Below are 26,481 nucleotides of genomic sequence, written 5' to 3' on the forward strand. Positions count from 1 at the left end.
CTGACGCAACGGCTGACGCAAGGAGGGAAAAGCGAACGTGGACGCCGAGCTGACCAACAGGAGCCGGGACGCGATCAACGCGGCCAGCAACCGGGCCGTGTCCGAGGGCAACCCGGATTTCACCCCCGCCCACCTGCTGCTGGCCCTGCTCCAGGGGCAGGACAACGAGAACATCACCGACCTGCTCGCCGCGGTCGAGGCCGACCAGGCGGCCGTGCGCACCGGCGCCGAGAAGATCGTGGCCGGCCTGCCCAGCGTGACCGGCTCCACCGTGTCGCCGCCCCAGCCCAACCGCGAGCTGCTGAGCGTGGTCGCCGAGGCCCAGGCCAAGGCGAAGGAACTGGGCGACGAGTACGTCTCCACCGAACACCTCCTGATCGGGATCGCCGAGAAGGGCGGCCAGGCCGGGGACGTACTCTCCCGGCAGGGGGCGAACGCCAGGAAGTTGCGGGAGGCGTTCCAGAAGGCCAGGGGAGGACGCCGCGTGACCACAGCCGATCCGGAGGGGCAGTACAAGGCCCTGGAGAAGTTCGGCACGGACTTCACCGCCGCCGCGCGTGAGGGCAAGCTCGATCCGGTCATCGGCCGGGACCAGGAGATCCGGCGCGTCGTGCAGGTGCTGTCGCGCCGTACGAAGAACAACCCGGTCCTCATCGGTGAGCCGGGCGTCGGCAAGACCGCCGTCGTCGAAGGGCTCGCGCAGCGGATCGTGAAGGGCGACGTGCCCGAGTCCCTGAAGAACAAGCGGCTCGTCTCGCTCGACCTCGGCGCCATGGTCGCCGGGGCCAAGTACCGGGGCGAGTTCGAGGAGCGGCTGAAGACGGTCCTCGCCGAGATCAAGGACTCCGACGGGCAGATCATCACCTTCATCGACGAGCTGCACACCGTCGTCGGCGCGGGCGCCGGCGGCGACTCCGCCATGGACGCCGGCAACATGCTGAAGCCGATGCTCGCCCGCGGTGAGCTGCGCATGGTCGGCGCCACCACCCTCGACGAGTACCGCGAGCGCATCGAGAAGGACCCTGCGCTGGAGCGCCGCTTCCAGCAGGTGCTGGTCGCCGAGCCGACCGTCGAGGACACGATCGCCATCCTGCGCGGACTCAAGGGCCGCTACGAGGCCCACCACAAGGTCGTGATCGCGGACGCGGCGCTGGTCGCCGCCGCCACCCTCTCCGACCGGTACATCACCTCCCGCTTCCTGCCCGACAAGGCCATCGACCTCGTCGACGAGTCCGCCTCCCGGCTCCGCATGGAGATCGACTCCTCGCCCGTCGAGATCGACGAGCTCCAGCGGTCCGTGGACCGGCTCCGCATGGAGGAGATGGCCCTCGACAAGGAGACCGACGCGGCCTCCCGCGAGCGCCTGGAGAAGCTGCGCCGCGACCTCGCCAACAAGGAGGAGGAGCTGCGGAACCTCACCGCCCGCTGGGAGAAGGAGAAGCAGTCCCTCAACGCCGTCGGTGAACTCAAGGAGAAGCTCGACGAGTTGCGCGGCCAGGCCGAACGAGCCCAGCGCGACGGCGACTTCGACACGGCCTCCAAGTTGCTGTACGGGGAGATCCCGGCCCTGGAAAGGGCGTTGGAGGAGGCCTCCGAGGCCGAGGAGGAGGCCGCCGCGTCCAAGAACACCATGGTCAAGGACGAGGTCGGCGCCGACGACATCGCGGACGTCGTCGCCTCCTGGACCGGCATCCCGGCGGGCCGCCTGCTGGAGGGCGAGACCCAGAAGCTGCTCCGCATGGAGGACGAGCTGGGCCGCCGCCTCATCGGCCAGAGCGAGGCCGTACGGGCCGTGAGCGACGCCGTACGACGCTCCCGCGCCGGCATCGCCGACCCCGACCGCCCGACCGGCTCCTTCCTCTTCCTCGGCCCCACCGGCGTCGGCAAGACCGAGCTGGCCAAGGCCCTCGCCGACTTCCTCTTCGACGACGAGCGGGCCATGATCCGCATCGACATGTCGGAGTACGGCGAGAAGCACAGCGTGGCCCGGCTCGTCGGCGCGCCCCCCGGCTACATCGGCTACGAGGAGGGCGGCCAGCTGACGGAGTCCGTCCGCAGGCGCCCGTACTCGGTGGTGCTGCTGGACGAGGTCGAGAAGGCCCATCCCGAGGTGTTCGACATCCTCCTCCAGGTGCTGGACGACGGCCGGCTGACGGACGGACAGGGCCGTACGGTCGACTTCCGCAACACGATCCTGATCCTCACCTCGAACCTGGGCAGCCAGTACCTGGTCGACCCGGTCACCAGCGAGGCGGAGAAGAAGCAGCAGGTCCTCGAAATGGTCCGGGCCTCCTTCAAGCCGGAGTTCCTCAACCGCCTCGACGACCTCGTCGTCTTCTCCGCGCTGGACAAGGCGGAGCTGCGGCGCATCGCGGCGCTCCAGATCGACCGTCTCGCGGGGCGCCTCGCCGAGCGCCGCCTCACCCTGGAGATCACCGACGCGGCCCTCACCTGGCTCGCCGACGAGGGCAACGACCCGGCCTACGGCGCCCGCCCGCTGCGCCGCCTCGTCCAGACCGCCATCGGCGACCGCCTGGCCAGGGAGATCCTGGCCGGCGAGGTCAAGGACGGCGACACGGTCCGGGTGGACGCGTTCGGGGAGGGCGAGGGCCTGATCGTGGGCCCGGTCCCGAGGGAGACGCCGGGCAAGACGCTGTAGTCCGTACGGCTTCCCGGCCGTGGCCCTGGGGCAAGTGCCTCAGGGCCACGCGGTCGTCCGCACTCCGTCGCTGATCCGACACGCAGGGCAAACCCATCGGCGGTGGCGGTTGCCGGGCGAGGGTGAAGAGAGAGAGGGTGGAGTCTGTACGTCTGGTCTCAGCTCTCAGCGGACGGCCGGACGAGCCAGACGACCGCAGGAGTATCCAACGTATGTCCATCGACCCGTCCTCGATTCCGAACTTCGGGGGCCAGCCCGAGCCGCAGCCCCAAGGGCCGGCGGGCCCCGTCGTCCCGGATCAGGACCTCGTCAAGCAGCTCCTGGACCAGATGGAGCTGAAGTACGTCGTCGACGACGAGGGTGACCTCGCGGCGCCGTGGGAGGAATTCCGTACGTACTTCATGTTCCGTGGCGAGGGTGACCAGCAGGTCTTCTCGGTGCGCACGTTCTACGACCGCCCGCACCAGATCACCGAGAAGTCGGCTCTGCTGGAGACCATCGACGACTGGAACCGCCGCACCCTGTGGCCCAAGGTCTACAGCCACACCCACGACGACGGCACGGTCCGTCTCATCGGTGAGGCCCAGCTGCTGATCGGCACCGGCGTCAGCCTGGAGCACTTCGTCTCGTCGACGGTCAGCTGGGTGCGGGCCGCCATCGAGTTCGACAAGTGGCTCGTCGAGCAGCTCGGCCTGGCCGAGGACGTGGACGAGGCCGAGAAGCCCGAGGACGACGAGTAGGCGAGTAGTCGTCCAGGAGCTGTTCCGCAGCCGTCACCGCGGCGGCTGCGAGGGGGTCCGGTCGACGACGACAGAGAACCCCGCAGACGTACGAGAGCCCGGCCAGGGCGCCGACCGGAACGGCGGCGTACCACGGCCGGGCTTTTCGCCGTCCGCGCACGTCACGGCTGCCGCTGCTAGAACGCCGCCTTCAGCCGCTTCGCCGCCTCCTCCAGCACCTCCGGGCGCTTGCAGAACGCGAACCGTACGAAGGGCGCTCCGGCCTCCCGGTGGTCGTAGAACACGGCGTTCGGGATGGCGACGACACCGGCACGCTCGGGCAGCGCCCGGCAGAAGGCGAAGCCGTCGGTTTCGCCGAGGGGCCGGATGTCGGTGGTGACGAAGTACGTGCCGGCCGTCCGGAACACCTCGAATCCGGCGTCCGCCAGCCCCGTCGCCAGCACGTCCCGCTTGACCAGCATGTCCGCGCGGAACGCCTCGAAGTAGCTGTCCGGCAGCGCGAGCGCCTCGGCGACGGCGTACTGGAACGGCCCGGACGCGACGTACGTCAGGAACTGTTTCGCCGAGCGCACGGCCGAGACGAGCGCGGGCGGGGCCGTCACCCAGCCCACCTTCCACCCCGTGAAGGAGAACGTCTTCCCCGCAGAACCGATGGTGACCGTCCGCTCCCGCATCCCGGGGAAGGTCGCCAGCGGAATGTGCTCGGCGTCGTCGAAGACGAGGTGCTCGTACACCTCGTCCGTCACCACCAGCAGGTCCCGCTCGACGGCCAGCTCGGCGATCGCCGTCAGCTCCGCACGGGTGAGGACCGTGCCGGTCGGGTTGTGCGGGGTGTTGATCAGCAGCAGCCGCGTCCGGTCGGTGACGGCGTCCCGCAGCTCGTCGAGGTCCAGCCGGAAACTTCCTTCGTGCGGGCGCAGCGTCACCGGTACGCGCGTCCCGCCCGCCATCGCGATGCAGGCCGCGTACGAGTCGTAGTACGGCTCCAGGGCGACCACCTCGTCACCCGGTTCGAGCAGCCCCAGCAGGGCGGCCGCGATGGCCTCCGTGGCGCCCGCCGTGACCAGCACCTCCGTGTCCGGGTCGTACGTCAGCCCGTACCGCTTCTCCTGGTGCGCGGCGATCGCGGTGCGCAGCTCGGGGACGCCCGGCCCCGGCGGGTACTGGTTGCCGCGCCCGTCGCGCAGCGCCCGTACGGCGGCCTCGCGGATCTCCTCGGGGCCGTCGGTGTCCGGGAAACCCTGGCCCAGGTTGATCGACCCGGTCCGCAGGGCGAGCGCCGACATCTCGGCGAAGATCGTCGTCCCGAACTCGGCGAGCCGCCGGTTGAGCGGAGGGCGAGGGGTGGGGGCGGGGCTTGCGCTGGAGGTCATGGCCGTCATCCTGCGCCGAACCTCTGGACTTCCTCAACTCCGCTTTGAGCGATGGGAGGGCAGGGCATCCCCACGTCACGCACGGCCCACGGGGGGTCTGCAAGGGGGACGAAAGGCAGGTGCCGAGATGGAGATCTTCCTCATCTTCCTGGGCGCGATCGTGGTGATCAGCATCGTGTCGAGGCTCGGCGGAGGCTCACGGCGGAACCGTCGGCGCTCGCGCAGCTGGTGGGCGGACGGCGGGTCGTCCAGCGGGGGCGGCGGGTCGTCGTGCGGGAGCAGCTCGTCGTGTGGCGGCGGTTCCTCCTGCGGCGGCGGCGGAGGAGGAGGCGGCGGTTGCGGCGGCGGCAGCTGACTGCGAGACGCCGAGAGAGCGGACCGCGCGGCACCGGACTCGCACGACGAAGCTCTGGACTTGCTCAACTCGGCTTTGAACGAAAGACAGCGGGGGCATCCCCGCCACACGGAAGTGAGCGAGGCGCCCACGGGGGGCCGCTTCGGGGGACTCAGGAAAAAGAGGGGAGGGTGACGCCATGAACGCGATCGCGGTGATCGGCATCATCCTGGCGGTGGTCTGTCTCATGACGGTGATCGTCGTGGCCGTCAACCGGAGCAGGGCGAACGCGGCACGAGCGGCCGCACGCCGCCGCTCGTCGGGCGGACGCGGCAGCGCCCACCGGAGCGGTAGCCGCAGCAGCAGCTCCGACAGCAGCGACAACAGCTGGTGGGTACTGGGTGCCGCGGGCGTCGGCGACACCGGGTCGTCCGACTCCTCGTCGAACGACGACCGGGGTTCGTCGTCCGGCGGCAGCAGCTCGTCGTCGTGCGGCAGCGGCAGCGGCTCGTCCTGCGGAGGTGGGTCCTCCTGCGGCGGCGGGGGCGGATGCGGTGGAGGCAGCTGACACGGGGCAGCTGAGCTCCACGACGCGAGCGCCCGCCGGGATGGACTTCCCGGCGGGCGCTCGCGTGTGACTCCTGAGTACGCCTGAGTACGCCGGGTGGGTTCGGTTGGCCGACGGGCGCTCCCCGAGGTTCGCGCGCCCGGTCCGGTGGGCGTGCGGGGAGCACTTCGGCGCACGGAGCGTACGCCTGGTTGAACAGTTGAGCTGGGCAGCCCTCGGGGGGATGGAAAGCACGTCAAGTTGGGTAAAAAAGCTGTGGTGGCGCCACAGTTCATGATTGCCTATAAATCGCCAACGCAGCCCCCGGACGTCCCTCCCGGCAGGCCTGACCTGGCTTGACCGGACATACCGGGACGTCGTCCTCGCCCGACCTGGCTGACCGGGCCACCTCCCCCGGGGCCGACCGGGGTGCGCCGGACCCACTCCTCTTCTCATTGAGTGCTAGCGGAGCCGACCCATGCTCACGACCCTGAACACCGCCTACACCGACACGCGCGCGGCCGACCTCGCCTGGGCCCTGGGCCGCGAACCGCTACCCGCGCTCGCCACGCTCGACCTCGAACTCTCCGGCGCGAAGCTGCAGTTGAGACTGCTCGGCGCGTCCCACCAGGTGCTCCTGGAGGAGGAACAGGGCAGCCACTGTTCGGAGACGGTCGCATGCATCCCGGGGTCCAGCACGCCCCTCCCGCTCGGCGTCGCCAAACGCGTGGACGACTGGGAGTACGAATTCGCGGCCCGGATCGAGGTCCTGTCACCGGGTTCCTTCGCCGGCCGGGCCCAGGAGTTGCTGGCCCTCGTCTCCGACCACCCCCACGGCCTGGCAGGCGTCTTCCCCGGCAGCCCCCACGCCTTCACGGCGATGCTCGCGCAACGCCACGAGGGCCAAGTGCACTGGCGTACATGGCACTCGTATCCCCAGGACGGCCAACTGGTGGCCACGAGAACGAGGGTGGGGGTCCGGGTGCCGGCGGCGCTCTGAGGAGAAGGGCGCGCTCTGCGGTGGGGTGGGACGACGGGGCGGGTGGCTGTGCGGGTGGGTTGTGGTTGCTCGCGCCCACGCGGCGGAGCCGCAAATCGACACAGCCCCGCGCCCCTGAAAAGCAGGGGCTGCGCCCGTGTTTTTCGGCCCGGAGTGCCGTTTCTTCGAGGGGCGCGGGGAACTGCGCGACCAGCCACACACAACCCGCCCCCGCGAACCGACTCGAACCCCCGAGCTATTAGGCGCCCGGCGAAGCATCGCAGATCACCCGTGTGGGTGACCCAGCCCAGCGCGAGCCTGACGGTAGCGTGCCAGGCGTGATCGAGCCGCAGGCCCCCGCACCCCCTGGCGCCCCTCCTCCCCAGCGCGACCAGGGCGGTCACGGAGGCCCGGCCGACGCCCACGCATGGCTCCCGGTCCGCCCGGGCGTCGGCCGCTTCCTCGTCCTCGCCGGCGTCTTCGTCTGCGCGGCCTGCGGACTCGTGTACGAACTCGAACTCGTCGCCCTCGCCTCGTACCTGATCGGCGACTCCGTCACCCAGGCCTCGGTCGTCCTCTCGGTCATGGTCTTCGCCATGGGCATCGGCTCCCTCGCCGCCAAAAGCCTCCGCCCCCGCGCGGCCCTCGGCTTCGGCGCCATCGAAGCCGCCCTCGCCCTCGTCGGCGGCTGCAGTGCCCTCGCGCTGTACGCGGCGTTCGCCTGGACCGGCGACTGGGGCGGCATGTGGGCGAGCGGCTCGCGCTACCTCCTCGTCGCCTTCTCCCTCGCCATCGGCCTGCTCATCGGCGCCGAAGTCCCCCTGCTGATGGAGCTGATCCAACGCATCCGCCGCCAGGACGCGGGCGGCGCCGTAGCCGACCTGTTCGCGGCCGACTACGTGGGCGCGCTGGTCGGCGGCCTGGCCTTCCCCTTCCTGCTCCTCCCTTGGCTCGGCCAGTTGACCGGCGCCCTCCTCACCGGCACGGTCAACGCCCTCGTCGGCGGCGCCCTCGTCCTGGGCCTGTTCCACCACGACCTCAGCCGCCGCGCCCGCTGGTTCCTGCTGGTCACCAACCTCGCCGTCCTCGGCCTCCTCGCCACCGCCGCCGCACACGTCGACGACTTCGAACGCGCCGCCCGGCGCGCTGTCTACGGCAAGGACGTACGGGTCGCCACGCAGACCGGCATCCAGGAGATCGTCCTCACCGGCGGCAGGGACGGCCGCCCGTTCTCCCTCTTCCTCGACGGCCGCCTGCGCATCAGCGGCCGCGACGAACACCGCTACCACCGCGCCCTCGTCCACCCCGCCATGAGCGCCGGCCCCCACGCCCGCGTCCTCGTCCTGGGCGGCGGCGACGGCCTCGCCGCCCGCGAAGTGGTCCGCCACGCGGACGTGCGCCAGATCGACATCGTCGAACTCGACCCGGGCGTGGTGCGTCTGGCGCGCACGGACCCGGCCCTGTCGTCCCTCAACCACCACGCCTACGACGACGACCGCGTCCGCGTCTTCACGGAGGACTCCTTCGCCTGGCTGCGCGACGCCCGCCGGACGGAGACGTACGACGTCGTGATCTCGGACCTCCCCGACCCCGGCATCACGGCGAGCACCAAGCTCTACTCGCAGGAGTTCTACGGCCTGGCCCGCGAGCTCCTCGCCCACGACGGCCGCCTGGTCGTGCACGCGGGCCCGGTGTCGTCCCGTCGGCACGTCTTCTGGACGGTCGACGCCACCGTCCGCGCCACCGGCCTGCGCACCACGCCCTACCGCGTCGCCGCCACCGACCCCGGCTACGTCACCGGCCCCGACCGCACGGCCCGTACCTCCCGCACCCCCCACGACTGGGGCTTCGTCCTGGCGACCCGGACCGCCGACGGCCGACGGCCGCCGCCGGACCTCGGCACCGGGGTCGCGCGACTCGACGCCGACGACCGCGTGGAGAAGCTGCCACCGTCGACGCTGGTGCATCCGAGGTACGCCGACTGAGTCACCTGTGCCCGTGTGGAACGGGTGGGGCGGAACACGAGCAATAACGCGGAGGTACGGGTGCGGTGCGGCGCCTCCTGGGTAGGCTCGGCTTCCATGGAGCATGAGGTGTTCGTTCCGGTTCCCGTCGGCCGCCTCCGGGAGGCGCTGTCCGACCCCGAGCGGGTGGCCCGAGCGGTCCCCGGGCTCCAGCAGGACGCGGGCACCCCACCCGTCGCCGGCCGCCTGAAGGTACGTATCGCCGGCCACACCATCACCTATCGCGGCACCCTCCGCGTCACCGCCCAGGACGACGGTACGTACGCCGTCGAGGGCGACGCCACCGAGGCCCGCGGCACCGGCTCCGTCGAACTCACCCTCACCCTCCGCCTCCTCCCGGCCACCGAGGGCACGACCCTCGCCTTCGCCGGCACGGCCACCGCCGACGGCCGCGTGACCGAACTCCCGCCGGACTCGGTGTCGTCGGCGGTGACGCGGTTGCTGGGGAGGTTCGCGGAGAACCTGGGGACGACCGAGGGGCCGGAGAAGGGGACGCAGCCGGGGGAGCGGACGGAGAAGGAGACACCGGGTACGGCTGAGGGACATCCTGCTCCCGGGGCCGGGGCTGAGAGTGACGGTGAGCCCCCCGCTGAAGCCGAGGCCGCCGAGGCCGCGGATGATGCTTCTGAGGCTGTCGAAGTCACTGAAGCCGGTGACGAGCCGGGTGAGGACGAACCCCCGGCCTCCGTCTTCGAGGCCGAAGTGCCGCCGTCGGCGCTGGACCCCTTCGGTGAGGACGACTTCGTCGCCGGGGGTGAGCCGCCGGCCGAGGCCGCACATGCGCGGCGGACGATGATCGGCCGCAGCGCGGAGGAGGTCGACCACGCCCCGCCACGCGGCCGGTACGCCCCGGTCCCGGCCCCCGAGACCGTCTCCGCGAGCGCGACGCTCCGCTGGGCGGCCCCGGCGGCGGCCCTCGCCGTCGCCTCCGCGATCATCGTGAGCCGCGCCCTGCGCAGACGCCGTTGATGCCGCCGCCGACGACGAGGACGAGTTCGCCCGGGCGACCGAGCTCCGCCGCATTCCACCGACCGCCCCCGCATTGCACCGACCGCCCCTGAATTCCATCGACCGCCCCTGAACTCCCCAGGGCCGTGGGCCCAGTAGGGTCGAAGGCGTGAGTAGCGAAGAGATCACGTTGGCCGCGGGTGACGCGGAGGCGGTGCTGGCGCCGGGGAACGGCGGCCGGGTGGCGGGCCTGCGGGTCGGTGGGGTCGAACTGCTGCGTCAGGGCGAGCGGTTCGGCTGCTTCCCGATGGTGCCGTGGTGCGGCCGGATCCGCGACGGCCGTTTCCTCAGCGGCGGCACCGTGCGGCAGATGCCCCTCAACGCCCCGCCCAACGCCATCCACGGCACGACCCGCGACGGATCATGGCGCGTCGCGAGCCGCGGCGACACCGAGGCCGTCCTCACGTACGACCTCGTCGACCCCTGGCCCTACCCCGGCCGCGTCACCCAGGTGGTGACCCTCACCCCGGACACCCTCACCCTCGCCATGTCCGTGGAGGCGCACGACTCCTCGTTCCCGGCCCAGATCGGCTGGCACCCCTGGTTCAACCGGAACCTGGCGGGCGGCGGGGAGGACGTACGGATCGACTTCGCGCCCGCCTGGCAGGAGGAGCGCGGCGCGGACCACCTGCCCACCGGCAGCCGCCTCGCCCCGAAGCCCGGCCCCTGGGACGACTGCTTCGGGATGCCCGACGGCGTCGACGTCACCCTCACCTGGCCGGGCCGGCTGGAGCTGACGGTCGCCTCCCGCGAGGAGTGGGTCGTGGTCTACGACGAGCAGGCGGAGGCCGTGTGCGTCGAACCGCAGACCGGCCCGCCCAACGGCCTCAACACCCACCCCCGCCTGGTCACCCCCATCGACCCCCTCGAAGCCACGACGACCTGGACGTGGCGGCGCCTGTAAGCGGACATAAGGGCCCCCTTAAGCTGGCTGCCATGACTGACGTGGACGTACGCGGATCGCTGCTGCAGCAGATCAAGGACAAGGCCGTGGTGCACGGCAAGGTGACCCTGTCGTCGGGTCTGGAGGCGGACTACTACGTCGACCTGCGCCGCGTCACCCTCGACGGTGAGGCCGCCCCGCTGGTCGGGCAGGTGCTGCTCGACCTGACCGCCGACCTCGACTTCGACGCGGTCGGCGGTCTCACGATGGGCGCCGACCCCGTGGCCGGCGCGATGCTGCACGCGGCCGCCGCGCGCGGCAGGCGGCTCGACGCGTTCGTCGTCCGCAAGGCGGCCAAGGCGCACGGCATGCAGCGGCGGGTCGAGGGGCCGGACATCGCGGGCCGCCGGGTCCTCGTCGTCGAGGACACCTCCACCACCGGCGGCTCCCCGCTGACCGCTGTCGAGGCCGTGCGCGAGGCCGGCGCGGAGGTCGTCGCCGTCGCCACGATCGTCGACCGGGCGACCGGCGCGGCCGAGAAGATCGAGCAGGGCGCCGGTGTCCCCTACCGCTTCGCGTTCTCGAAGGACGAGCTGGGCCTCGACTGAGGTCGGCTCGCCGGTACGAACAACCGGTAAGAACACCTGAGAACACCAAGGTCAGGGGTTACCGAACAGTTCCGGACACCCTGGCCGGAGCATCCGGTCGCGTCTGGAAAGATGGGGCCGACGATGATGTCGCAACCCTAGGTCAGGGCTCGTAAGCACAACGCCACCCGCACATACAAGGAGCGGACCATGCCCATCGCAACCCCCGAGGTCTACAACGAGATGCTCGACCGGGCGAAGGCAGGCAAGTTCGCCTACCCGGCCATCAACGTGACCTCGACCCAGACGCTGCACGCCGCGCTGCGCGGCTTCGCGGAGGCGGAGAGCGACGGCATCGTCCAGATCTCGACCGGCGGCGCCGAGTTCCTGGGCGGTCAGTACAGCAAGGAGATGGTGACGGGTTCCGTCGCCCTGGCCGAGTTCGCGCACATCGTGGCCGAGAAGTACCCCGTCACGGTCGCCCTGCACACGGACCACTGCCCGAAGGACAAGCTGGACGGCTACGTACGTCCGCTGCTCGCGGTGTCGGAGGAGCGGGTCGCGCGCGGCGAGAACCCCCTCTTCCAGTCCCACATGTGGGACGGCTCGGCCGAGACCCTCGCCGACAACCTCTCGATCGCCCAGGAGCTCCTCGCCCGCGCCGCCGCCGCGAAGATCATCCTTGAGGTCGAGATCACCCCGACCGGTGGCGAGGAGGACGGCGTCTCCCACGAGATCAACGACTCCCTCTACACGACGGTCGACGACGCGATCCGTACGGCCGAGGCGCTGGGCCTGGGCGAGAAGGGCCGCTACCTGCTGGCCGCGTCCTTCGGCAACGTCCACGGCGTCTACAAGCCGGGCAACGTCGTCCTGCGCCCCGACCTCCTCAAGCAGCTGAACGAGGGCGTCGCCGCCCGCTTCGGCAAGGAGTCCCCCTTCGACTTCGTCTTCCACGGCGGCTCCGGCTCCACCGAGGAGGAGATCCGCACCGCCCTGGAGAACGGCGTCGTCAAGATGAACATCGACACCGACACCCAGTACGCCTTCACGCGTCCCGTCGCGGCCCACATGTTCCAGAACTACGACGGCGTCCTGAAGGTCGACGGCGAGGTCGGCAACAAGAAGACCTACGACCCCCGCACCTGGGGCAAGCTCGCGGAGGCGTCGATGGCGGCCCGCGTGGTCGAGGCCTGCGGCAACCTGCGCTCGGCGGGCACGAAGATCAAGTAAGCGGTAGGTGCGGGGTGCCGTAACCGTCCTGGCCTTCCCCGTCGCGCCCACCCGTGCCGCTGGGTGCGACGGGGGCGACGGGGGTCTCTCCCGCTCGGGCGAAGCCGAGCGCGGGGAGGGTGGGCGCAGCGGCACCCCGTGGGCGCCGGGCTGCGCGACCCCGCCCGGCTCGGCAGCGGCCCCGGGCTCACCTCACGGTTCCGGCGAGCAGCATCCACCACCACGGTCACAAGTGCCCCACGCACCTGGCCCAATCGTCCCCGGTGCGGGAGGATTCCGACCATGGCCGACGTACGCCTGGCCTCTGCCCAGGGCAAGTGGATCCTGCTGACCACGGTGCTCGGTTCCAGCATGGCCTTGCTGGACTCGACGGTCGTCAACGTCGCCCTCCCCCGCATCGGCCTCGACCTGGACGCCGACCTCGCGGCCCTCCAGTGGACCGTCAACGCGTACATGCTCACCCTGGCCGGCCTGATCCTCCTCGGCGGCGCGTTGGGCGACCGCTTCGGCCGCCGCAAGGTGTTCGTGGTCGGCGTGGTGTGGTTCGCCGTCGCCTCACTCCTCTGCGGCATCGCCCCGAACGGCGAAGTGCTGATCGCCGCCCGAGCCCTCCAGGGCGTAGGCGGCGCACTCCTCACCCCCGGCTCCCTCGCCCTCATCCAGGCGTCGTTCCACCCCGACGACAGGGCGAAGGCGGTAGGCCTGTGGTCGGGCTTCGGCGGCGTGGGCGCGGCCGTCGGCCCGTTCCTCGGCGGCTGGCTGGTCGACGGCCCCGGCTGGCGCTGGGTCTTCCTCCTGAACGTCCCCCTGGCCCTCCTCTGCGTCCCCGTCGCCGTCCGCCACGTACCGGAATCCGCTGGGGGCACCTCCCGCTCATGGGAGTCCCCGGGCTCGGCCGAAGCCGGGCGTGGGGGAGGAGCCGGGCGTGGGGGACGCCGCAGCCACGACCGGGGCTTCGACATCCTGGGCGCAGTGCTCGGCGCCGCGTCCCTGGCCTTCATCACGTACGCGCTGATCGAGGCCAGAGCGGGCTCGGTGGCGGTCGTACTCACCGCACTGGCCGGTGTGGCGACGGCCGTGGCCTTCGTCCACGTCGAACGTCACCGCCCCGACCCGATGATGCCCCCGGAGATCTTCGCGTCCCGCCAGTTCACGGCGGTCAACATCGTCACCCTGTTCGTGTACGCGGCCTTCGGCGGCTTCTTCTTCCTCGCCGCCCTCCAGCTCCAGGTCGTCTCCGGCTACTCGGCCCTGGGCGCCGGCACGGCCCTCCTCCCCATCACCGTCCTGATGCTGCTCCTCTCCGCCCGCGCGGGCGCCCTGGGTGAACGCATCGGCCCCCGCATCCCCCTCACCGTCGGCCCTCTGCTGTGCACGGCGGGCGTACTGCTGATGCTCCGAGTGGGCCCCGACGCCTCGTACACGACGGACGTCCTCCCCGCCCTCCTGGTCATGGGCCTGGGCATGGTCACTCTCGTGGCCCCCCTGACCGCCACCGTCCTGGCCTCCGTCTCCACCGACCACGCCGGCCTGGCCAGCGGCATCAACAACGCCGCGGCCCGAGCCGCCGGCCTCATCGCCGTAGCCGCCCTCCCCCTGATCGCCGGCATGGGCCCCGAGGCCTACCGCTCACCCACCCAGTTCGACAAGGCCTTCGACACCGCCATGCTCGCCTGCGCGGCCGCCCTACTGGCCAGTTCAGCCCTTTCCTACGCGACAGTCCGCCGCCCCGCTCCCGACTGCCACCACCCCGAATGCCGTACCCACGGCTGCGTGACGGCCCCACCACTGGAGGGCACGCAGCCGGGAGAGGCCGAGAGCAAATAGCGGGGCGCAGCCCCTGCTCCTCAGGGGCGCGGGACGGTCACATATGCGGCTCCGCCGCGCGGGCACGAGCAACCACACACAACCCGCACCCGCCCACGCACCCCCGAGCTCCATCGCGTGCGGGGTCGAAGGGGCAGCAGCCCCTGGTGACGCGACGGGTAGGGGTGGCGGGGGCGACAAAACCCCACCCGACACCCCGCGGCGAATCCCCACCCCCACCCCCCGAACCCGACCCCCGCACATGCGCCAGACTGGAACCCATGACGATTCACGAAAACCTCCTCGGCGGCCCGCCCCCGACCCACCTCCCCGACGACCCGGGGCCCCGCGAACTCCTCGCCAACGGCACACCCCCCGCCGACGTCGCCGCCAAGTACCCCACCTCCTCCCTCGCCTGGGCCCAGCTCGCCGACGACGCCTACGAGCGTGGCAGCGTCGTGGAGTCGTACGCCTACGCCCGTACGGGCTACCACCGCGGCCTCGACGCCCTGCGCCGCAACGGCTGGAAGGGCCACGGCCCCGTCCCCTGGGAGCACGAGCCGAACCGCGGCTTCCTGCGCGCTCTGCACGCCCTCGCCCGCGCCGCGGGGTCGATCGGCGAGCAGGAGGAGTACGAGCGCTGCTCCCAGTTCCTGAAGGACTCCTCCCCGACGGCGGCGCAGACGCTGAGCTAGCCACGTGCTGAGCTAGCCACGCGTCGCGTTCGTGCAGGTCCGCCTGGGTGTGACCAGGCGGACCTTGCGGTCCCGGGTGGGATCCCCGAGTATGCCGGTGGGGACCGGGGCCCCCGTGTCGGAATTCGGCAGGGGCGGACCGCTACCCGGAGTACACAGCAGGAGACAGCGATGTCCCTTCCGGCTCAGCCCCACGAGGCTTCGGAGCCCGAGACCCCGCATCTCGACTTCCAGGGCACGACCCCGTACGAGGACTACGTCCAGGCGGACGTCCTCACCCACCTCCAGCACCCCCTCTCCGAGGACCCCGGAGAGATGGTCTTCCTGGTGACGACCCAGGTCATGGAGCTGTGGTTCACCGTCATCGTCCACGAGTGGGAGACCGCGACCACCGCGATCCGCAACGACGACGTGGCGACGGCCAAGGACGCGCTGAAGCGTTCCGTACGCGAGCTGGAGGCCCTGAACGCCTCCTGGAAGCCCCTCGGCCAGCTCACCCCCGCCCAGTTCAACTCCTACCGCGCCGCCCTCGGTGAGGGCTCCGGCTTCCAGTCGGCGATGTACCGCCGTATGGAGTTCCTGCTCGGCGAGAAGTCCGCCTCCATGCTCGTACCCCACCGGGGCGCCCCGCGCGTCCACGCCGAACTGGAGAAGGCGCTGCACGAGCCGAGCCTCTACGACGAGGTACTGCGGCTCCTGGCCCGCCGCGGCCACGCGATCCCCGAGTCCGTCGTACGACGTGACGTCTCCCAGCGCTACGAGCCGTCCCCCGAGGTCGAGGAGGCGTGGACCGAGCTGTACTCCGGCGACCCGGACCACGAACTCGCCCGCCTCGGAGAGGCGTTGACCGATGTCGCCGAACTCGTCTGGCGCTGGCGCAACGACCACCTCGTCGCCACCCGCCGCGCGATGGGCGCCAAGGCCGGCACGGGCGGCTCCGCCGGCGTGGCCTGGCTGGAGAAGCGCGCCCGCAAGAACGTCTTCCCCGAGCTGTGGACGGCGCGCTCCCATGTCTGAACTCGACACTGAACTGAACGGTCGCGAACTTGCCCGTGAGGCAAGGGAATTGGACGCGGCCGACGAACTGGCCGGACTACGCGCGCGCTTCGTCCTCGACGACGCCGTGTACCTCGACGGGAACTCACTGGGCGCGCTGCCGGTGTCGGTCCCCGGGCGGCTCGCGGATGTCGTGCACCGCGAGTGGGGCGAGCTGCGCATCCGTTCCTGGGACGAGAGCGGCTGGTGGGCCGCGCCCGAGCGGATCGGCGACCGTATCGCTCCGCTGGTGGGCGCGGCGCCCGGCCAGATAGTGGTCGGCGACTCGACAAGTGTCAACGTGTTCAAGGCACTTGTGGCGGCGGTACGCATGGCGGACCCGGCGGGTGACGGCCGCCGCGACGAGATCCTGGTCGACGCGACGACGTTCCCCACGGACGGCTACATAGCCGAGTCCGCGGCCCGTATGACGGGCCGCACGCTGCGCCCGGTGACCCCGGCGGAGGTACCGGCCGCCCTGAGCGACCGTACGGCCGCCGTACTCCTCAACCACGTCGACTACCGCACCGGCCGCCTCCACGACCTGCCCGCCCTGACGGCGGCGGTCCACCGGGCGGGCGCCTACATCGTCTGGGATCTCTGCCACAGCGCGGGCGCCCTCCCCGTCGGCCTCGACGAACACGGCGTCGACCTGGCCGTCGGCTGCACCTACAAATACCTCAACGGAGGCCCCGGCTCCCCGGCCTACCTCTACGTCCGCCACGACCTCCAGCCCCACTTCGACTCCCCCCTCCCCGGCTGGACCTCCCACGCCCAGCCCTTCGCCATGCACCCGTCGTACGAGCCCGCCGCGGGCGCCCTCCGGGGCCGCGTGGGCACACCCGACATCCTGTCGATGCTGGCTCTGGAGGCGGCACTTGATGTCTGGTACGGGGGGAGGGAAGGGTCTGCCGAAGGGTCGGGAGCCGGGAGCGGGGCCGAGGCCGAGGCCGGGACTGGGGCAGGCGCTGGGACCGGAACCGGGGTGGCGATCGAGTCGGTCCGTGCCAAGTCCCTCGCCCTGACGGACTTCTTCCTGCGCTGCGTATCGGCGTACGTCCCCGAAGGCCGCGTCGAGTCCCTCACCCCGGCCGCCCACGCGGAACGCGGCAGCCAGGTCGCCCTCCGCTGCGACGACGCCGGCGACGTCATGAAACGCCTCATCCACCAGGGCGTCATAGGCGACTTCCGCCACCCCGACGTCCTCCGCTTCGGCTTCACCCCCCTCTACGTCAGCTTCACGGACGTGGAACGTGCGGCACGGGTACTGGGGGAGACGTTGGGGTCGCTGGGGTAGCGGTGCCGGGGGAGGCCCTGGGGTGGCTGGGGCAGGTCCGCTTGTCGTAGTTGTGGTGTGTGTGGGGGGGCGTGTCGCTGACGCGGCGCACCCCTCCCCGACCACCCTGACCCAGCGTCATATCCCCGTGTCAACGCACGTCACCGGCCTGATACCGTCCCCGCCAACGGCAGGCCTCCCCACCCCAGAGCCCCGCCCATCCCAAACCCTTCCAAATCCGTTTCACCCGAGAGGTTGGCGCATGCCGGACGACGACGCCGCAGCCCGCGATGCCGCCGAAGAGGCATCGGCCTTCTCACACGCACCGGTCGCCCCCGACGCCACCGCCCCCTACGGCGACCACCCCGACCAGGTGATCGACTTCTACGCCCCCCGCCCCTCCGACACGGGCGCGGAAACAGGCACAGCCACAGGCGCAGCCGCACCGGCAGGCACCGCCCCCTTGATCGTGGTCCTGCACGGCGGCGCCTGGCGCGTCCCCTACGACCGCCACCACATCACCCCCTTCGCCGACTTCCTCACCCGCCACGGTTTCGCCGTAGCCAACGTCGAATACAGAAGGGGCAGTTCGCTCCCCGCCCAGACCGGCCCGAGCGACACCCCCGCCCCACTCGCGGGCCGCTGGCCGGAGACGTTCGACGACATCGCCGCCGCCCTGGACGCCCTGCCCGGCCTCGTACGCCAGGCCATGCCCCAGGCAGACCCACGCCGCACGGTCCTCACCGGCCACTCCGCCGGCGGCCACCTCGCCCTGTGGGCCGCCGCCCGCCACGTACTCCCGGCCGACAGCCCGTGGCGCACCACCCGCCCGGCCCTCCTCCGCGGCGTCGTCGCCATGGCCCCCATCGCCGACTTCGAGGTGGCCGGGAAGCTGGACGTATGCGGCGGGGCGATGACCCAACTCCTCGGCGGCCAGGACAAGGTCGCCGAACGCCGTCCCCACGCCGACCCGGCCCTCCTCCTCCCGACGGGCATCGCCACCACCCTCGTACAGGGCCGCTCCGACATCGTCGTCCCGCAGGCCGTCGCCGAGGCGTACGCCGACGCCGCGGCCAGGGCGGGCGAGGTCGTGGGCCTGACCCTCCTGGAGGGCGTGGGCCACTTCCCCCTGATCGACCCGGCGGCGGACGCATGCGCGGTAGTGGTGGAGGAAATCGCGCAATTGGCCTGGTGAGCGGCGGCCCGGCGCCACCCCTTTCACCGGCCTCGCTCCTCCCCGCTGATACCCGTAATACCTGAGAGCTACCTCCCAGGTGAGCTCCCTGGCGTGACGCCGACCACGACCCCCGATTCGTAACTTCCTTCCCAGAGCGGCCCGATGGACGGGTGGTCCGAAGGGGAAGGGGCGGGTGACATGGGGGTCGCGACACGGCCGGAGGCAGACCTCCGACCACCCACGGAGCCACGACGCCACCGACACCCCACCCCCACCCCCTGGTTCCGACCCACCTGGTCGGCCCGCCTACGCCGAACGGTCCTCGCCCTCCTGGTCGCCACGGCCGTGATCGCCCCCGTCTCCGCCGCGGCCCGGCCCCAGATCCCCGCCCCACGCCCTGCCTCGCTCGCCCCGCTGACCCCGACGACGCTCCAGTCGACGTACGAGGCCAACCGCGCGAACGCCGCGCAGGCGGCCCGTATGGCCGAAGCCCACGGCGACCGAAGCCGAGCAGCGACGGACCGGTGGATGGCAGCGCCCGCCCGACAACTCCTGACGTTCGACGGCCGAGGCCCGGGCCAGGCGGTGGAAGTCCTCGGCGACCTCCTGAAGGCCGACCACATAGCGGTCCTGGTCCCGGGCTCGGACACAAGCCTGGACACCTACGACCGCTTCCACAAAGCCGCACTGGCCCTGCACGACCGCACGGGCCCGGACACAGCGGTGATCGCCTGGCTCGGCTACGAGACACCCGGCACGATCAGCACCACGGTCCTGACCCCCACCCGCGCGGAACAGGCGGCCCCTCACCTCCGCACGTTCACACGTGAACTACGAGGCCTGTCGGGCGACTCCACCAGCATCGCCCTCCTCTGCCACTCGTACGGCTCGGTCGTCTGCGCCCACGCAGCCACCGATCTGAAGAACGTCGTCGACGACATCGCCCTGATCGGCAGCCCCGGCACAGGTGTGGACAGCGTGGCCGCCCTGCACACCTCGGCACGCGTATGGGCGGCCCGAGGCGCCGACGACTGGATCGCGACAGTCCCCCACACCCGTACTGACCTCTTCGGCACCACCCTCGGCTTCGGCCCCGACCCCACCTCCCCCTCCTACGGCGCCCACGTCTTCCCCGCGGGCCCCGCCGGCCACAGCGACTACTTCACCCCCAACTCCATCGCCCTGGAAAACCTCGCCGGCATAGCCCAAGGCGCCCGCTCGGAGGTACCTCATGCGTAACCACCACGCACCGACGCCAACGGCAACCACTCTTCGGGCCACACAAACCGGACGATCCTCACGCCGTCCCCGAACCCCGCTCGCCGCCGTCCGTCAAGCCGCCCATCACATCAACACCGCGACCCCACCCGACCGCGACCGCGCAGTCGACGCCCTCCGAGCCCTGGCCATACTCGGCATAATCCTGGGCCACTGGCTGGTGACCGCCCTGGTCCCGGACGGCAACACCCTTCACACCACAAGCCCCCTCCCACACATGCCCTGGCTGGCCCCCATCTCCTGGCTCTTCCAAACCCTGGCCGTCTTCTTCCTGGTGGGCGGCCACGTGGCCACGAAGAGCCACGCCTCGGCCCGAGCCCACGGCACGACGTACACCCAATGGCTCCACACCCGCCTGACCCGCCTGTTCATACCGGTCGCCGCCCTCCTGACCCTCTGGACGGCGGTCACGATCGGCCTTCTGCTCACAGGCACCCGCATCGACACGATCCACACCCTCCTGAAACTGGCCATGTCCCCGCTGTGGTTCCTCCTGGTCTTCGCCGCCCTGACAGCGGCAACGCCCCTACTGACCCGCCTCAACCCCCTCTGGCCCTTGGCCGTCGTCCTCCACGTGGACCTCATCCGCTTCGGCCTCGGCGGCCCCCAGGCACTCGGCTGGATCAACCTGGCCGCGGGCTGGCTGGTGCCGTACACCCTGGGCGCGGCCTGGACACGAGGCGAACTGGACCGCCGCCGCGCGGGCTGGACCCTGCTGGTGTCCGGCACGGCGGCGACGGCGGCCCTGGTCCACTGGGCGGGCTACCCGGCGTCGATGGTCGGCGTCCCCGGCGCCCAGATCTCCAACCTGAACCCGCCCACCCTGGCCGCCGTCACCTTCGGCCTGGCCCAGTGCGGCCTGGCCCTTCTCCTGCGCGGCCCCCTCCGCCGTACCCTGCGACGCCGACCGATGGCCTGGGCGGCGGTGGCAGTGGTCAACCTCTCGGCGATGACCGTGTTCCTCTGGCACCAGACGGCACTGATGGCGACAACAGCGACAGGCCTGGCCGCAGGCCGCCTCCCCGGCCTGCACACCCTCCCCGACAGTCTGACCTGGGTGGCGGCCCGCCTGGCCTGGCTCCCGGTCTTCACCCTCGCACTCCTGCTCTGCTGGTCCGCGTTCCACAGCTACGAGAACCGCCGTCCCCGCAAGACCTCCCGAGCGATACGGCCCCGAACCACCCCCCAACCGCAGAACACGCCGTCCCAAGCGGTGCGCCGTGCCTAGGCTGATGCGAATGAGCGCGGTGGAAGAGCGGCTGAGCAGGGGACTACGGCTCCTGCGCGAGGACCTGTGGAGCGCCACGCCCCACCCCCTGCCGCCCTCCGCCCGGCTGCGTCGGCTCCCGCACGTCCTGGTCGCCCTCGTCGCGTTCGTCACCATGCTCGGCAACATCGACCAGATGGACGACCGCTACCAACTGGGCGGCGAATACACGCTGTTGTGCTCGCTGGCACAGGCCGCGGCCGTGGTGCTCGCGCTGTGGTGGCCGGTACCGGCGTGGTGGGCCTCGATGGTGGTGACCACCGTGGTGGCCCTGGGCGTCCGAGCGCAACTGTTCACCGACCGGACCAGCTCCCGTTCCACGCCATCCGACGTCACCGACGTCACCGACGTGCTCAACGCCCCTCTGCCCCATGGCACGATCGACACCGACGTTCCGTGGCCCTGGAGCCCGATGGCGCTGATCGCCCACGCGATCATCCTCTTCCTCCTGGCCCTGCGCCTGCCCACCCGCGTGGCGACAGAGGTGCTGGTCCTCACCGTGCTGGGCACCTACGCCCTCCAAGGCCTCGCCGGCTCCCATGAGTACTCGTCGACGAGCACCCTGGCACTCGCCCTGTTCGTCGGTGTCGTCCTCCTCGGCAGCGCCCTGCGCGGCCGCCGCGAGGCCCGGACCCAACTCGTCGAGCAGACGAGCATCACCGCCGAGGAACGCGCCCGCCGCACCCTCCTGGAGGAGCGCAGCCGCATCGCCCGCGAACTGCACGACGTGGTCGCCCACCACATGTCGGTGATCTCCATCCAGGCCCAGGTAGCCCCCCACCTGGTGGAGAACCCCTCCGAGGAGCTGAAGGAGAACCTCCACGGCATCCGGCAGAACGCGCTGGAAGCCCTCACCGAACTCCGCCGCGTCCTCGGCGTACTGCGCTCCGAGAACCCACCGGACGCCGACCCCGACGACCCGCACGGGATAACGGCCGCCGCCGAGGGCACCGCCCCCCACACCCCGCAGCCCACCCTGGACCGCCTCGACGCCCTCATCGACAACACCCGCGCCGCAGGCCTGGCGATCGTCACCGAGATCCAGGGCGACGTACGGCCACTGCCGCCCGGCGTGGAGCTGTCGGCGTACCGGATAGTCCAGGAAGCCCTCAGCAACGCCCTGCGGCACGCGCCCGGGTCGACCGTCCGGGTGGAGCTCACCCACTTCCCGCGCGGTCTGCAGGTACGGGTCATCAACTCCCGTCCCGCCCACAAGGCCCCGCCGTCCCCCGGCGCCGGCCACGGCCTCCTCGGCATGCGCGAGCGCGCCGCGATGCTCGGTGGCACCCTCATGGCGACCGAGACCTCCCACGGCGGCTTCGCGGTCGTGGCCTTCCTCCCACGAAACAGCGACCCCGGCGGCGAGCCCTCGGGCCCCGTACCGGACACGACAGGAGAACAGAGTCCATGACGAGCAGCACCATCCGCGTACTGATCGCCGACGACCAGCAGATGGTCCGCCAGGGCTTCTCGGTGCTGCTCAACACCCAGCCCGACATCGACGTCGTCGGCCAGGCGGTGCACGGCCTCGACGCGATCGACAAGGTCGCCGAAGTCGCCCCGGACGTCGTCCTGATGGACATCCGCATGCCCGAACTCGGCGGCATCGAGGCCACCCACCGCATCACCACCGAGAACCCGCACATCAGAGTCCTCGTCCTCACCACCTTCGACCTCGACGAGTACGTGTACGAGGCCCTGCGCGCCGGCGCGTCCGGCTTCCTGCTCAAGGACGCCTCCGCCGACCAGCTCGCCGAAGCGGTACGGGTGGTGGCGGCGGGCGACGCCCTGCTCGCACCCGGCATCACCCGCCGCCTCATCGCCGAGTTCTCCCGCCTCGGCACCACACCCCGCGCCCCGCTCAAGGCCCGCGTCGGCGACCTGACCGAACGTGAGACGGAGGTGCTCACCCTGATCGCCCAGGGCCTGTCCAACGCCGAGATCGCCCAGCGCCTCGTCGTCGCCGAACAGACCGTGAAGACCCACGTCGGCCGCATCCTGGTCAAACTGGGCCTCCGTGACCGCACCCAGGCAGCGGTCTTCGCCTACGAGTCGGGCCTGGTCCGCCCCACCGGGTACTGAGCGGACACCGGCCACGCACTACCCGTAGTACCTGAGACGGACCCGGACAGACCCTCCTCACTGGTGACGACGCCGACCCCGCCCTCCACCTACCGTTTTCAATGTGACCGAGACGACCCAGACGCAGACGATGCCCTCGCGCGGCGGGGGCAGGCCGAGCAGCCCGGAGTTCCGGGTGGCGATGGACGCGTGGCGCAGGCTGCGGCAGGACCTGTTCCACGATGCGTTCGCCTACCGACCACTGCTTCCCATGAAGATGGACGGCCTGTTCACCAGCCGGCTCTCCGGCCATCTGCGGGAGTACGCGCGCTGGACCCCGCACGCGATGGTGGTGACGGCCGGCCTGCTGTCGCTGTCCATCTCGGCGTCCGCCAGCCAGGGCGGCGGCGAGGTCGCCATCATCCTGTCCGCCCTCCTCGCCCTGTGCCCGGTGCTGCTGACGCTGATCCGGCCCATCGGAGCCTTCTGGGTGTCCATGGCCGCGACCCCTGTCACCGGGGCGTTCACCGACATGTGGAGCGACTGGCCCTGGGCGACCGGTAGCTTCGCCTGCCACCTCGTGGTGCTGACGGTGGTGGCGTTGCGCACCAGGCCGCGCACGGCCGCGTGGATGTGGGCCTTGAGCGCGACGTACGGAATGCTCCTCGAAAGCACCGTCGGCGGGGGGCACTACGCCTCGAACACAGGCCCCTTTCTGATCATCTCCGCGATGGCCCTGCTGGCCGCCTCCGTCGTGAACATACGCCGGTCGGCCCAGCAGGAGGTGACCGCCCAGCAGAGCGTGACGGCGCACGAGCGTTCCAAGCGCACCCTTCTCGAAGAGCGCACCACGATCGCCCGCGAGCTGCACGACGTGGTCGCCCACCACATGTCGGTGGTCGCCATCCAGGCCGAGGCCGCGCCCTACCGCGTGGAGAACCCGCCGCCGGAGCTGGAGCAGGCCTTCGTCACGATCCGGGAGAACGCGGTGGCCGCGCTCACCGAGCTGCGCCGCGTCCTGGGCGTCGTCCGGGCCGAGGACTACGAGGCCCCGGACGCCCCGCAGCCCACCCTCGCCGATCTCGACGGCCTGCTCGCCAACGTGCGCGAGGCCGGCCTCACGGTCGACAAGGCGGTCACCGGAGCGGTCCGTGAACTGCCGCAGGGCGTGGAGCTTTCGGCGTACCGCATAGTCCAGGAGGCCCTCAGCAACACCCTGCGGCACGCGCCCGGCGCGACGGCCCGCGTGGAGATCGGCTATGTACTGGGCGGACTCGGCCTGCGCATAGTCAACGGCCCGTCCCCGGAGGTGACCCTGGTGAAGTCCACACACGGCGCCGGCCACGGCATCACCGGCATGCGCGAGCGCGTCACGATGCTGAACGGCGATATGACGACGGGCGAGACGGACGACGGAGGCTATGAGGTGACGGTGTTCCTGCCGGTGACCACCACGAGCGAGGCCGACGCATGACGATCCGTGTGCTGATCGCCGACGACCAGATGATGGTCCGTGAGGGCTTCTCGGTGCTGCTCGGCGCGATGCCGGACATCGAGGTGGTGGGCGAGGCGGTCAACGGCCGGGACGCGGTCGACCGGGTCCGGGAGCTGTCGCCGGACGTGGTCCTGATGGACATCCGCATGCCCGAGCTGAACGGCATCGAGGCCACCCGGGAGATCGTGGCGGCGGACGGCGGGGCGAAGGTGCTGGTGCTGACCACGTTCGACCTCGACGAGTACGTGTATCAGGCGCTGCGTGCGGGAGCCTCCGGCTTCCTCCTCAAGGACGCCTCGGCCCGCCAACTGGCCGACGGGGTCCGCGTGGTGGCCGCCGGCGAGGCCCTCCTCGCCCCGTCCGTCACCAGGCGCCTGATCACGGAGTTCTCCAAGCTGGCCCAAGCGCCCCGCCCGTCGGCGGCCACCCAGCTGGCGTACGGCGAACTCACCGACCGCGAGACGGAGGTGCTGGTCCTCATCGCCCAGGGCCTGTCCAACTCGGAGATAGCCGAGCGCCTGGTGGTCGCCGAGTCCACGATCAAGACCCACGTGAGCCGGATCCTGGTCAAACTGGGCCTGCGCGACCGCACCCAGGCAGCGGTGTTCGCGTACGAGGCGAGACTGGTCACGCCCGGCTGAGGCGATGCCGGTGCCGGTGCCGGTGCCTGTGCCACACGGGGGAGGGGAGGGAGGGGGGAGGGGAGGCCCCCAGAAGGGGCTTTGCCGAGGTCATAGGGCGGACCCCCCTGTTCAGCCGCCCCGCCCGCGGGTTAGCGTCCGTTCATGGCAGCTGTTTCCGACCTCGCTTTCGACCCGTGGGACCCCGACTTCCTGGCGGACCCGTACCCGGCGTACGCGGAGCTCCGGGCCCTGGGCAGGGTGCGGTACTTCGAGCCCACGAACCAGTGGCTCGTCCCGCACCACGCGGATGTCTCGGCGTTGCTGCGGGACCGGCGGCTCGGGCGGACGTATCAGCACAGGTTCACGCACGAGGACTTCGGGCGGACGGCGCCGCCGGCGGAGCACGAACCGTTCCACACGCTGAACGACCACGGGATGCTCGACCTGGAGCCCCCGGACCACACGCGGATCCGGCGGCTGGTGTCGAAGGCGTTCACGCCGCGCACGGTGGAGCAGCTGAAGCCGTATGTGGAGGAGCTGGCCGGTGACCTGGCGGCGGGGCTGGTGGAGGCCGGCGGGGGTGACCTGCTGACGGATGTCGCGGAGCCGCTTCCGGTGGCGGTGATCGCGGAGATGCTCGGTATCCCCGAGTCGGACCGGGCGCAGTTGCGGCCCTGGTCGGCGGACATCTGCGGGATGTACGAGCTGACGCCGTCGGAGGAGACGGCGAAGCGGGCGGTGCGGGCGTCGGTGGAGTTCTCGGAGTATCTCCGGGAGCTGATCGCGCACCGCAGGGCGGAGCCGGGTGAGGACCTGATCTCGGGGCTGATCGCGGCGTACGACGAGGGTGACCGGCTCACCGAGCAGGAGATGATCTCGACCTGTGTGCTGCTGCTGAACGCGGGCCACGAGGCGACGGTGAACGCCACGGTGAACGGCTGGTGGGCGCTGTTCCGGAACCCGGAGCAGTTGGCGGCGTTGCGCGCGGACCACTCGCTGGTGCCCTCGGCGGTGGAGGAGGTGATGCGGTACGACACACCGTTGCAGCTCTTCGAGCGCTGGGTGCTGGACGACATCGAGATCGACGGTACGACGGTTCCCCGGGGCGCGGAGATCGCGATGCTGTTCGGCTCGGCGAACCACGACCCGTCCGTGTTCGCCGCCCCCGAGAAGCTGGACCTGTCCCGCAAGGAGAACCCGCACATCTCGTTCAGTGCGGGCATCCACTACTGCATCGGCGCCCCCCTCGCCCGTATCGAACTGGCGGCGTCGATGACGGCCCTCCTGGAGAAGGCCCCGACCCTCGCCCTCGCCGCCGAGCCGGCACGGAAGCCGAACTTCGTGATCCGGGGGTTGGAAGGACTTCGGGTGGAGCCGGCGTAGTGCGTTGACCGGGGCGGG

Annotated in this window: 22 protein-coding genes; 21 read left to right on the top strand and 1 reads right to left on the bottom strand. The window is 71.2% G+C overall.

Going from position 1 to position 26,481, the window contains the following annotated elements; all coding sequences use genetic code 11:
• Positions 1-37: 37 nt before the first annotated feature.
• Both clpB and JIX55_RS28440 read left to right on the top strand, forming a co-directional pair.
• Positions 38-2,659 (top strand): ATP-dependent chaperone ClpB, encoded by a 2,622-nt coding sequence (gene clpB, locus JIX55_RS28435; RefSeq protein WP_257566095.1) that lies wholly within the window; start codon positions 38-40, stop codon positions 2,657-2,659.
• A 212-nt stretch (positions 2,660-2,871) separates the two neighbouring features.
• Positions 2,872-3,399, top strand: a complete 528-nt coding sequence (locus tag JIX55_RS28440; RefSeq protein WP_257566096.1) for a YbjN domain-containing protein — start codon at positions 2,872-2,874, stop codon at positions 3,397-3,399.
• A 176-nt stretch (positions 3,400-3,575) separates the two neighbouring features.
• Here JIX55_RS28440 and JIX55_RS28445 read toward each other — a convergent pair whose 3' ends face one another.
• Complete coding sequence (locus JIX55_RS28445) at positions 3,576-4,781, bottom strand: pyridoxal phosphate-dependent aminotransferase (RefSeq protein ID WP_257566097.1); 1,206 nt, start codon at positions 4,779-4,781, stop codon at positions 3,576-3,578.
• Between the two features lie 524 nt (positions 4,782-5,305).
• Here JIX55_RS28445 and JIX55_RS28450 point away from each other — a divergent pair.
• From JIX55_RS28450 to JIX55_RS28540, 19 genes are all read left to right on the top strand, one after another.
• Positions 5,306-5,674 carry a hypothetical protein gene (locus JIX55_RS28450; protein ID WP_257566098.1) on the top strand — a complete coding sequence of 123 codons (369 nt, stop codon included), beginning with the start codon at positions 5,306-5,308 and terminating at the stop codon, positions 5,672-5,674.
• 457 nt (positions 5,675-6,131) lie between these two features.
• The gene (locus tag JIX55_RS28455) at positions 6,132-6,653 is read left to right on the top strand and encodes a DUF2617 family protein (RefSeq protein WP_257566099.1); all 522 of its coding nucleotides are present in this window, start codon (positions 6,132-6,134) and stop codon (positions 6,651-6,653) included.
• A gap of 317 nt (positions 6,654-6,970) precedes the next feature.
• Complete coding sequence (locus JIX55_RS28460; protein WP_257566100.1) at positions 6,971-8,617, top strand: polyamine aminopropyltransferase; 1,647 nt, start codon at positions 6,971-6,973, stop codon at positions 8,615-8,617.
• A 96-nt stretch (positions 8,618-8,713) separates the two neighbouring features.
• Positions 8,714-9,625 carry an SRPBCC domain-containing protein gene (locus JIX55_RS28465; RefSeq protein WP_257566101.1) on the top strand — a complete coding sequence of 304 codons (912 nt, stop codon included), beginning with the start codon at positions 8,714-8,716 and terminating at the stop codon, positions 9,623-9,625.
• A 148-nt stretch (positions 9,626-9,773) separates the two neighbouring features.
• On the top strand, positions 9,774-10,568 hold the full coding sequence (locus tag JIX55_RS28470; protein ID WP_257566102.1) for an aldose epimerase family protein: 795 nt from the start codon (positions 9,774-9,776) through the stop codon (positions 10,566-10,568).
• A 32-nt stretch (positions 10,569-10,600) separates the two neighbouring features.
• Positions 10,601-11,155 (top strand): orotate phosphoribosyltransferase, encoded by a 555-nt coding sequence (gene pyrE, locus JIX55_RS28475; protein WP_257542738.1) that lies wholly within the window; start codon positions 10,601-10,603, stop codon positions 11,153-11,155.
• Between the two features lie 189 nt (positions 11,156-11,344).
• On the top strand, positions 11,345-12,367 hold the full coding sequence (gene fbaA / locus JIX55_RS28480; RefSeq protein WP_257566103.1) for a class II fructose-bisphosphate aldolase: 1,023 nt from the start codon (positions 11,345-11,347) through the stop codon (positions 12,365-12,367).
• A gap of 282 nt (positions 12,368-12,649) precedes the next feature.
• The gene (locus JIX55_RS28485) at positions 12,650-14,194 is read left to right on the top strand and encodes an MFS transporter (protein WP_257566104.1); all 1,545 of its coding nucleotides are present in this window, start codon (positions 12,650-12,652) and stop codon (positions 14,192-14,194) included.
• A gap of 260 nt (positions 14,195-14,454) precedes the next feature.
• Positions 14,455-14,868: a DUF3151 domain-containing protein gene (locus JIX55_RS28490; protein ID WP_257566105.1), complete on the top strand. Its 414-nt coding sequence runs from the start codon at positions 14,455-14,457 to the stop codon at positions 14,866-14,868.
• A gap of 171 nt (positions 14,869-15,039) precedes the next feature.
• Positions 15,040-15,885: a tryptophan 2,3-dioxygenase family protein gene (locus tag JIX55_RS28495; RefSeq protein ID WP_257566106.1), complete on the top strand. Its 846-nt coding sequence runs from the start codon at positions 15,040-15,042 to the stop codon at positions 15,883-15,885.
• The gene (locus JIX55_RS28500) at positions 15,878-17,200 is read left to right on the top strand and encodes a kynureninase (RefSeq protein ID WP_257566107.1); all 1,323 of its coding nucleotides are present in this window, start codon (positions 15,878-15,880) and stop codon (positions 17,198-17,200) included. Before JIX55_RS28495 ends, JIX55_RS28500 begins: the two co-directional genes overlap by 8 nt.
• Before the next feature lie 241 nt (positions 17,201-17,441).
• A complete protein-coding gene (locus tag JIX55_RS28505) occupies positions 17,442-18,374 on the top strand; it encodes an alpha/beta hydrolase (RefSeq protein WP_257566108.1) in 933 nt (310 codons plus the stop codon).
• Between the two features lie 180 nt (positions 18,375-18,554).
• Positions 18,555-19,595: an alpha/beta hydrolase family protein gene (locus JIX55_RS28510; protein WP_257566109.1), complete on the top strand. Its 1,041-nt coding sequence runs from the start codon at positions 18,555-18,557 to the stop codon at positions 19,593-19,595.
• Entirely contained in the window at positions 19,588-20,862 is a 1,275-nt protein-coding gene (locus JIX55_RS28515; RefSeq protein ID WP_257566110.1) for an acyltransferase family protein, read from the top strand. The genes JIX55_RS28510 and JIX55_RS28515 overlap by 8 nt, the downstream gene beginning before the upstream one ends.
• Positions 20,863-20,872: 10 nt before the next feature.
• A complete protein-coding gene (locus tag JIX55_RS28520; RefSeq protein WP_257566111.1) occupies positions 20,873-22,312 on the top strand; it encodes a sensor histidine kinase in 1,440 nt (479 codons plus the stop codon).
• Positions 22,309-22,983 (top strand): response regulator, encoded by a 675-nt coding sequence (locus JIX55_RS28525; protein ID WP_257566112.1) that lies wholly within the window; start codon positions 22,309-22,311, stop codon positions 22,981-22,983. Before JIX55_RS28520 ends, JIX55_RS28525 begins: the two co-directional genes overlap by 4 nt.
• Before the next feature lie 103 nt (positions 22,984-23,086).
• Positions 23,087-24,436 carry a sensor histidine kinase gene (locus tag JIX55_RS28530; RefSeq protein ID WP_257566113.1) on the top strand — a complete coding sequence of 450 codons (1,350 nt, stop codon included), beginning with the start codon at positions 23,087-23,089 and terminating at the stop codon, positions 24,434-24,436.
• Complete coding sequence (locus JIX55_RS28535; RefSeq protein WP_257566114.1) at positions 24,433-25,098, top strand: response regulator; 666 nt, start codon at positions 24,433-24,435, stop codon at positions 25,096-25,098. Before JIX55_RS28530 ends, JIX55_RS28535 begins: the two co-directional genes overlap by 4 nt.
• 144 nt (positions 25,099-25,242) lie before the next feature.
• Positions 25,243-26,463 carry a cytochrome P450 gene (locus JIX55_RS28540; protein WP_257566115.1) on the top strand — a complete coding sequence of 407 codons (1,221 nt, stop codon included), beginning with the start codon at positions 25,243-25,245 and terminating at the stop codon, positions 26,461-26,463.
• Positions 26,464-26,481 lie beyond the last annotated feature (18 nt).

Origin of the sequence: Streptomyces sp. DSM 40750 (assembly GCF_024612035.1) — a bacterium.
In the GTDB taxonomy this organism is placed as follows: domain Bacteria; phylum Actinomycetota; class Actinomycetes; order Streptomycetales; family Streptomycetaceae; genus Streptomyces.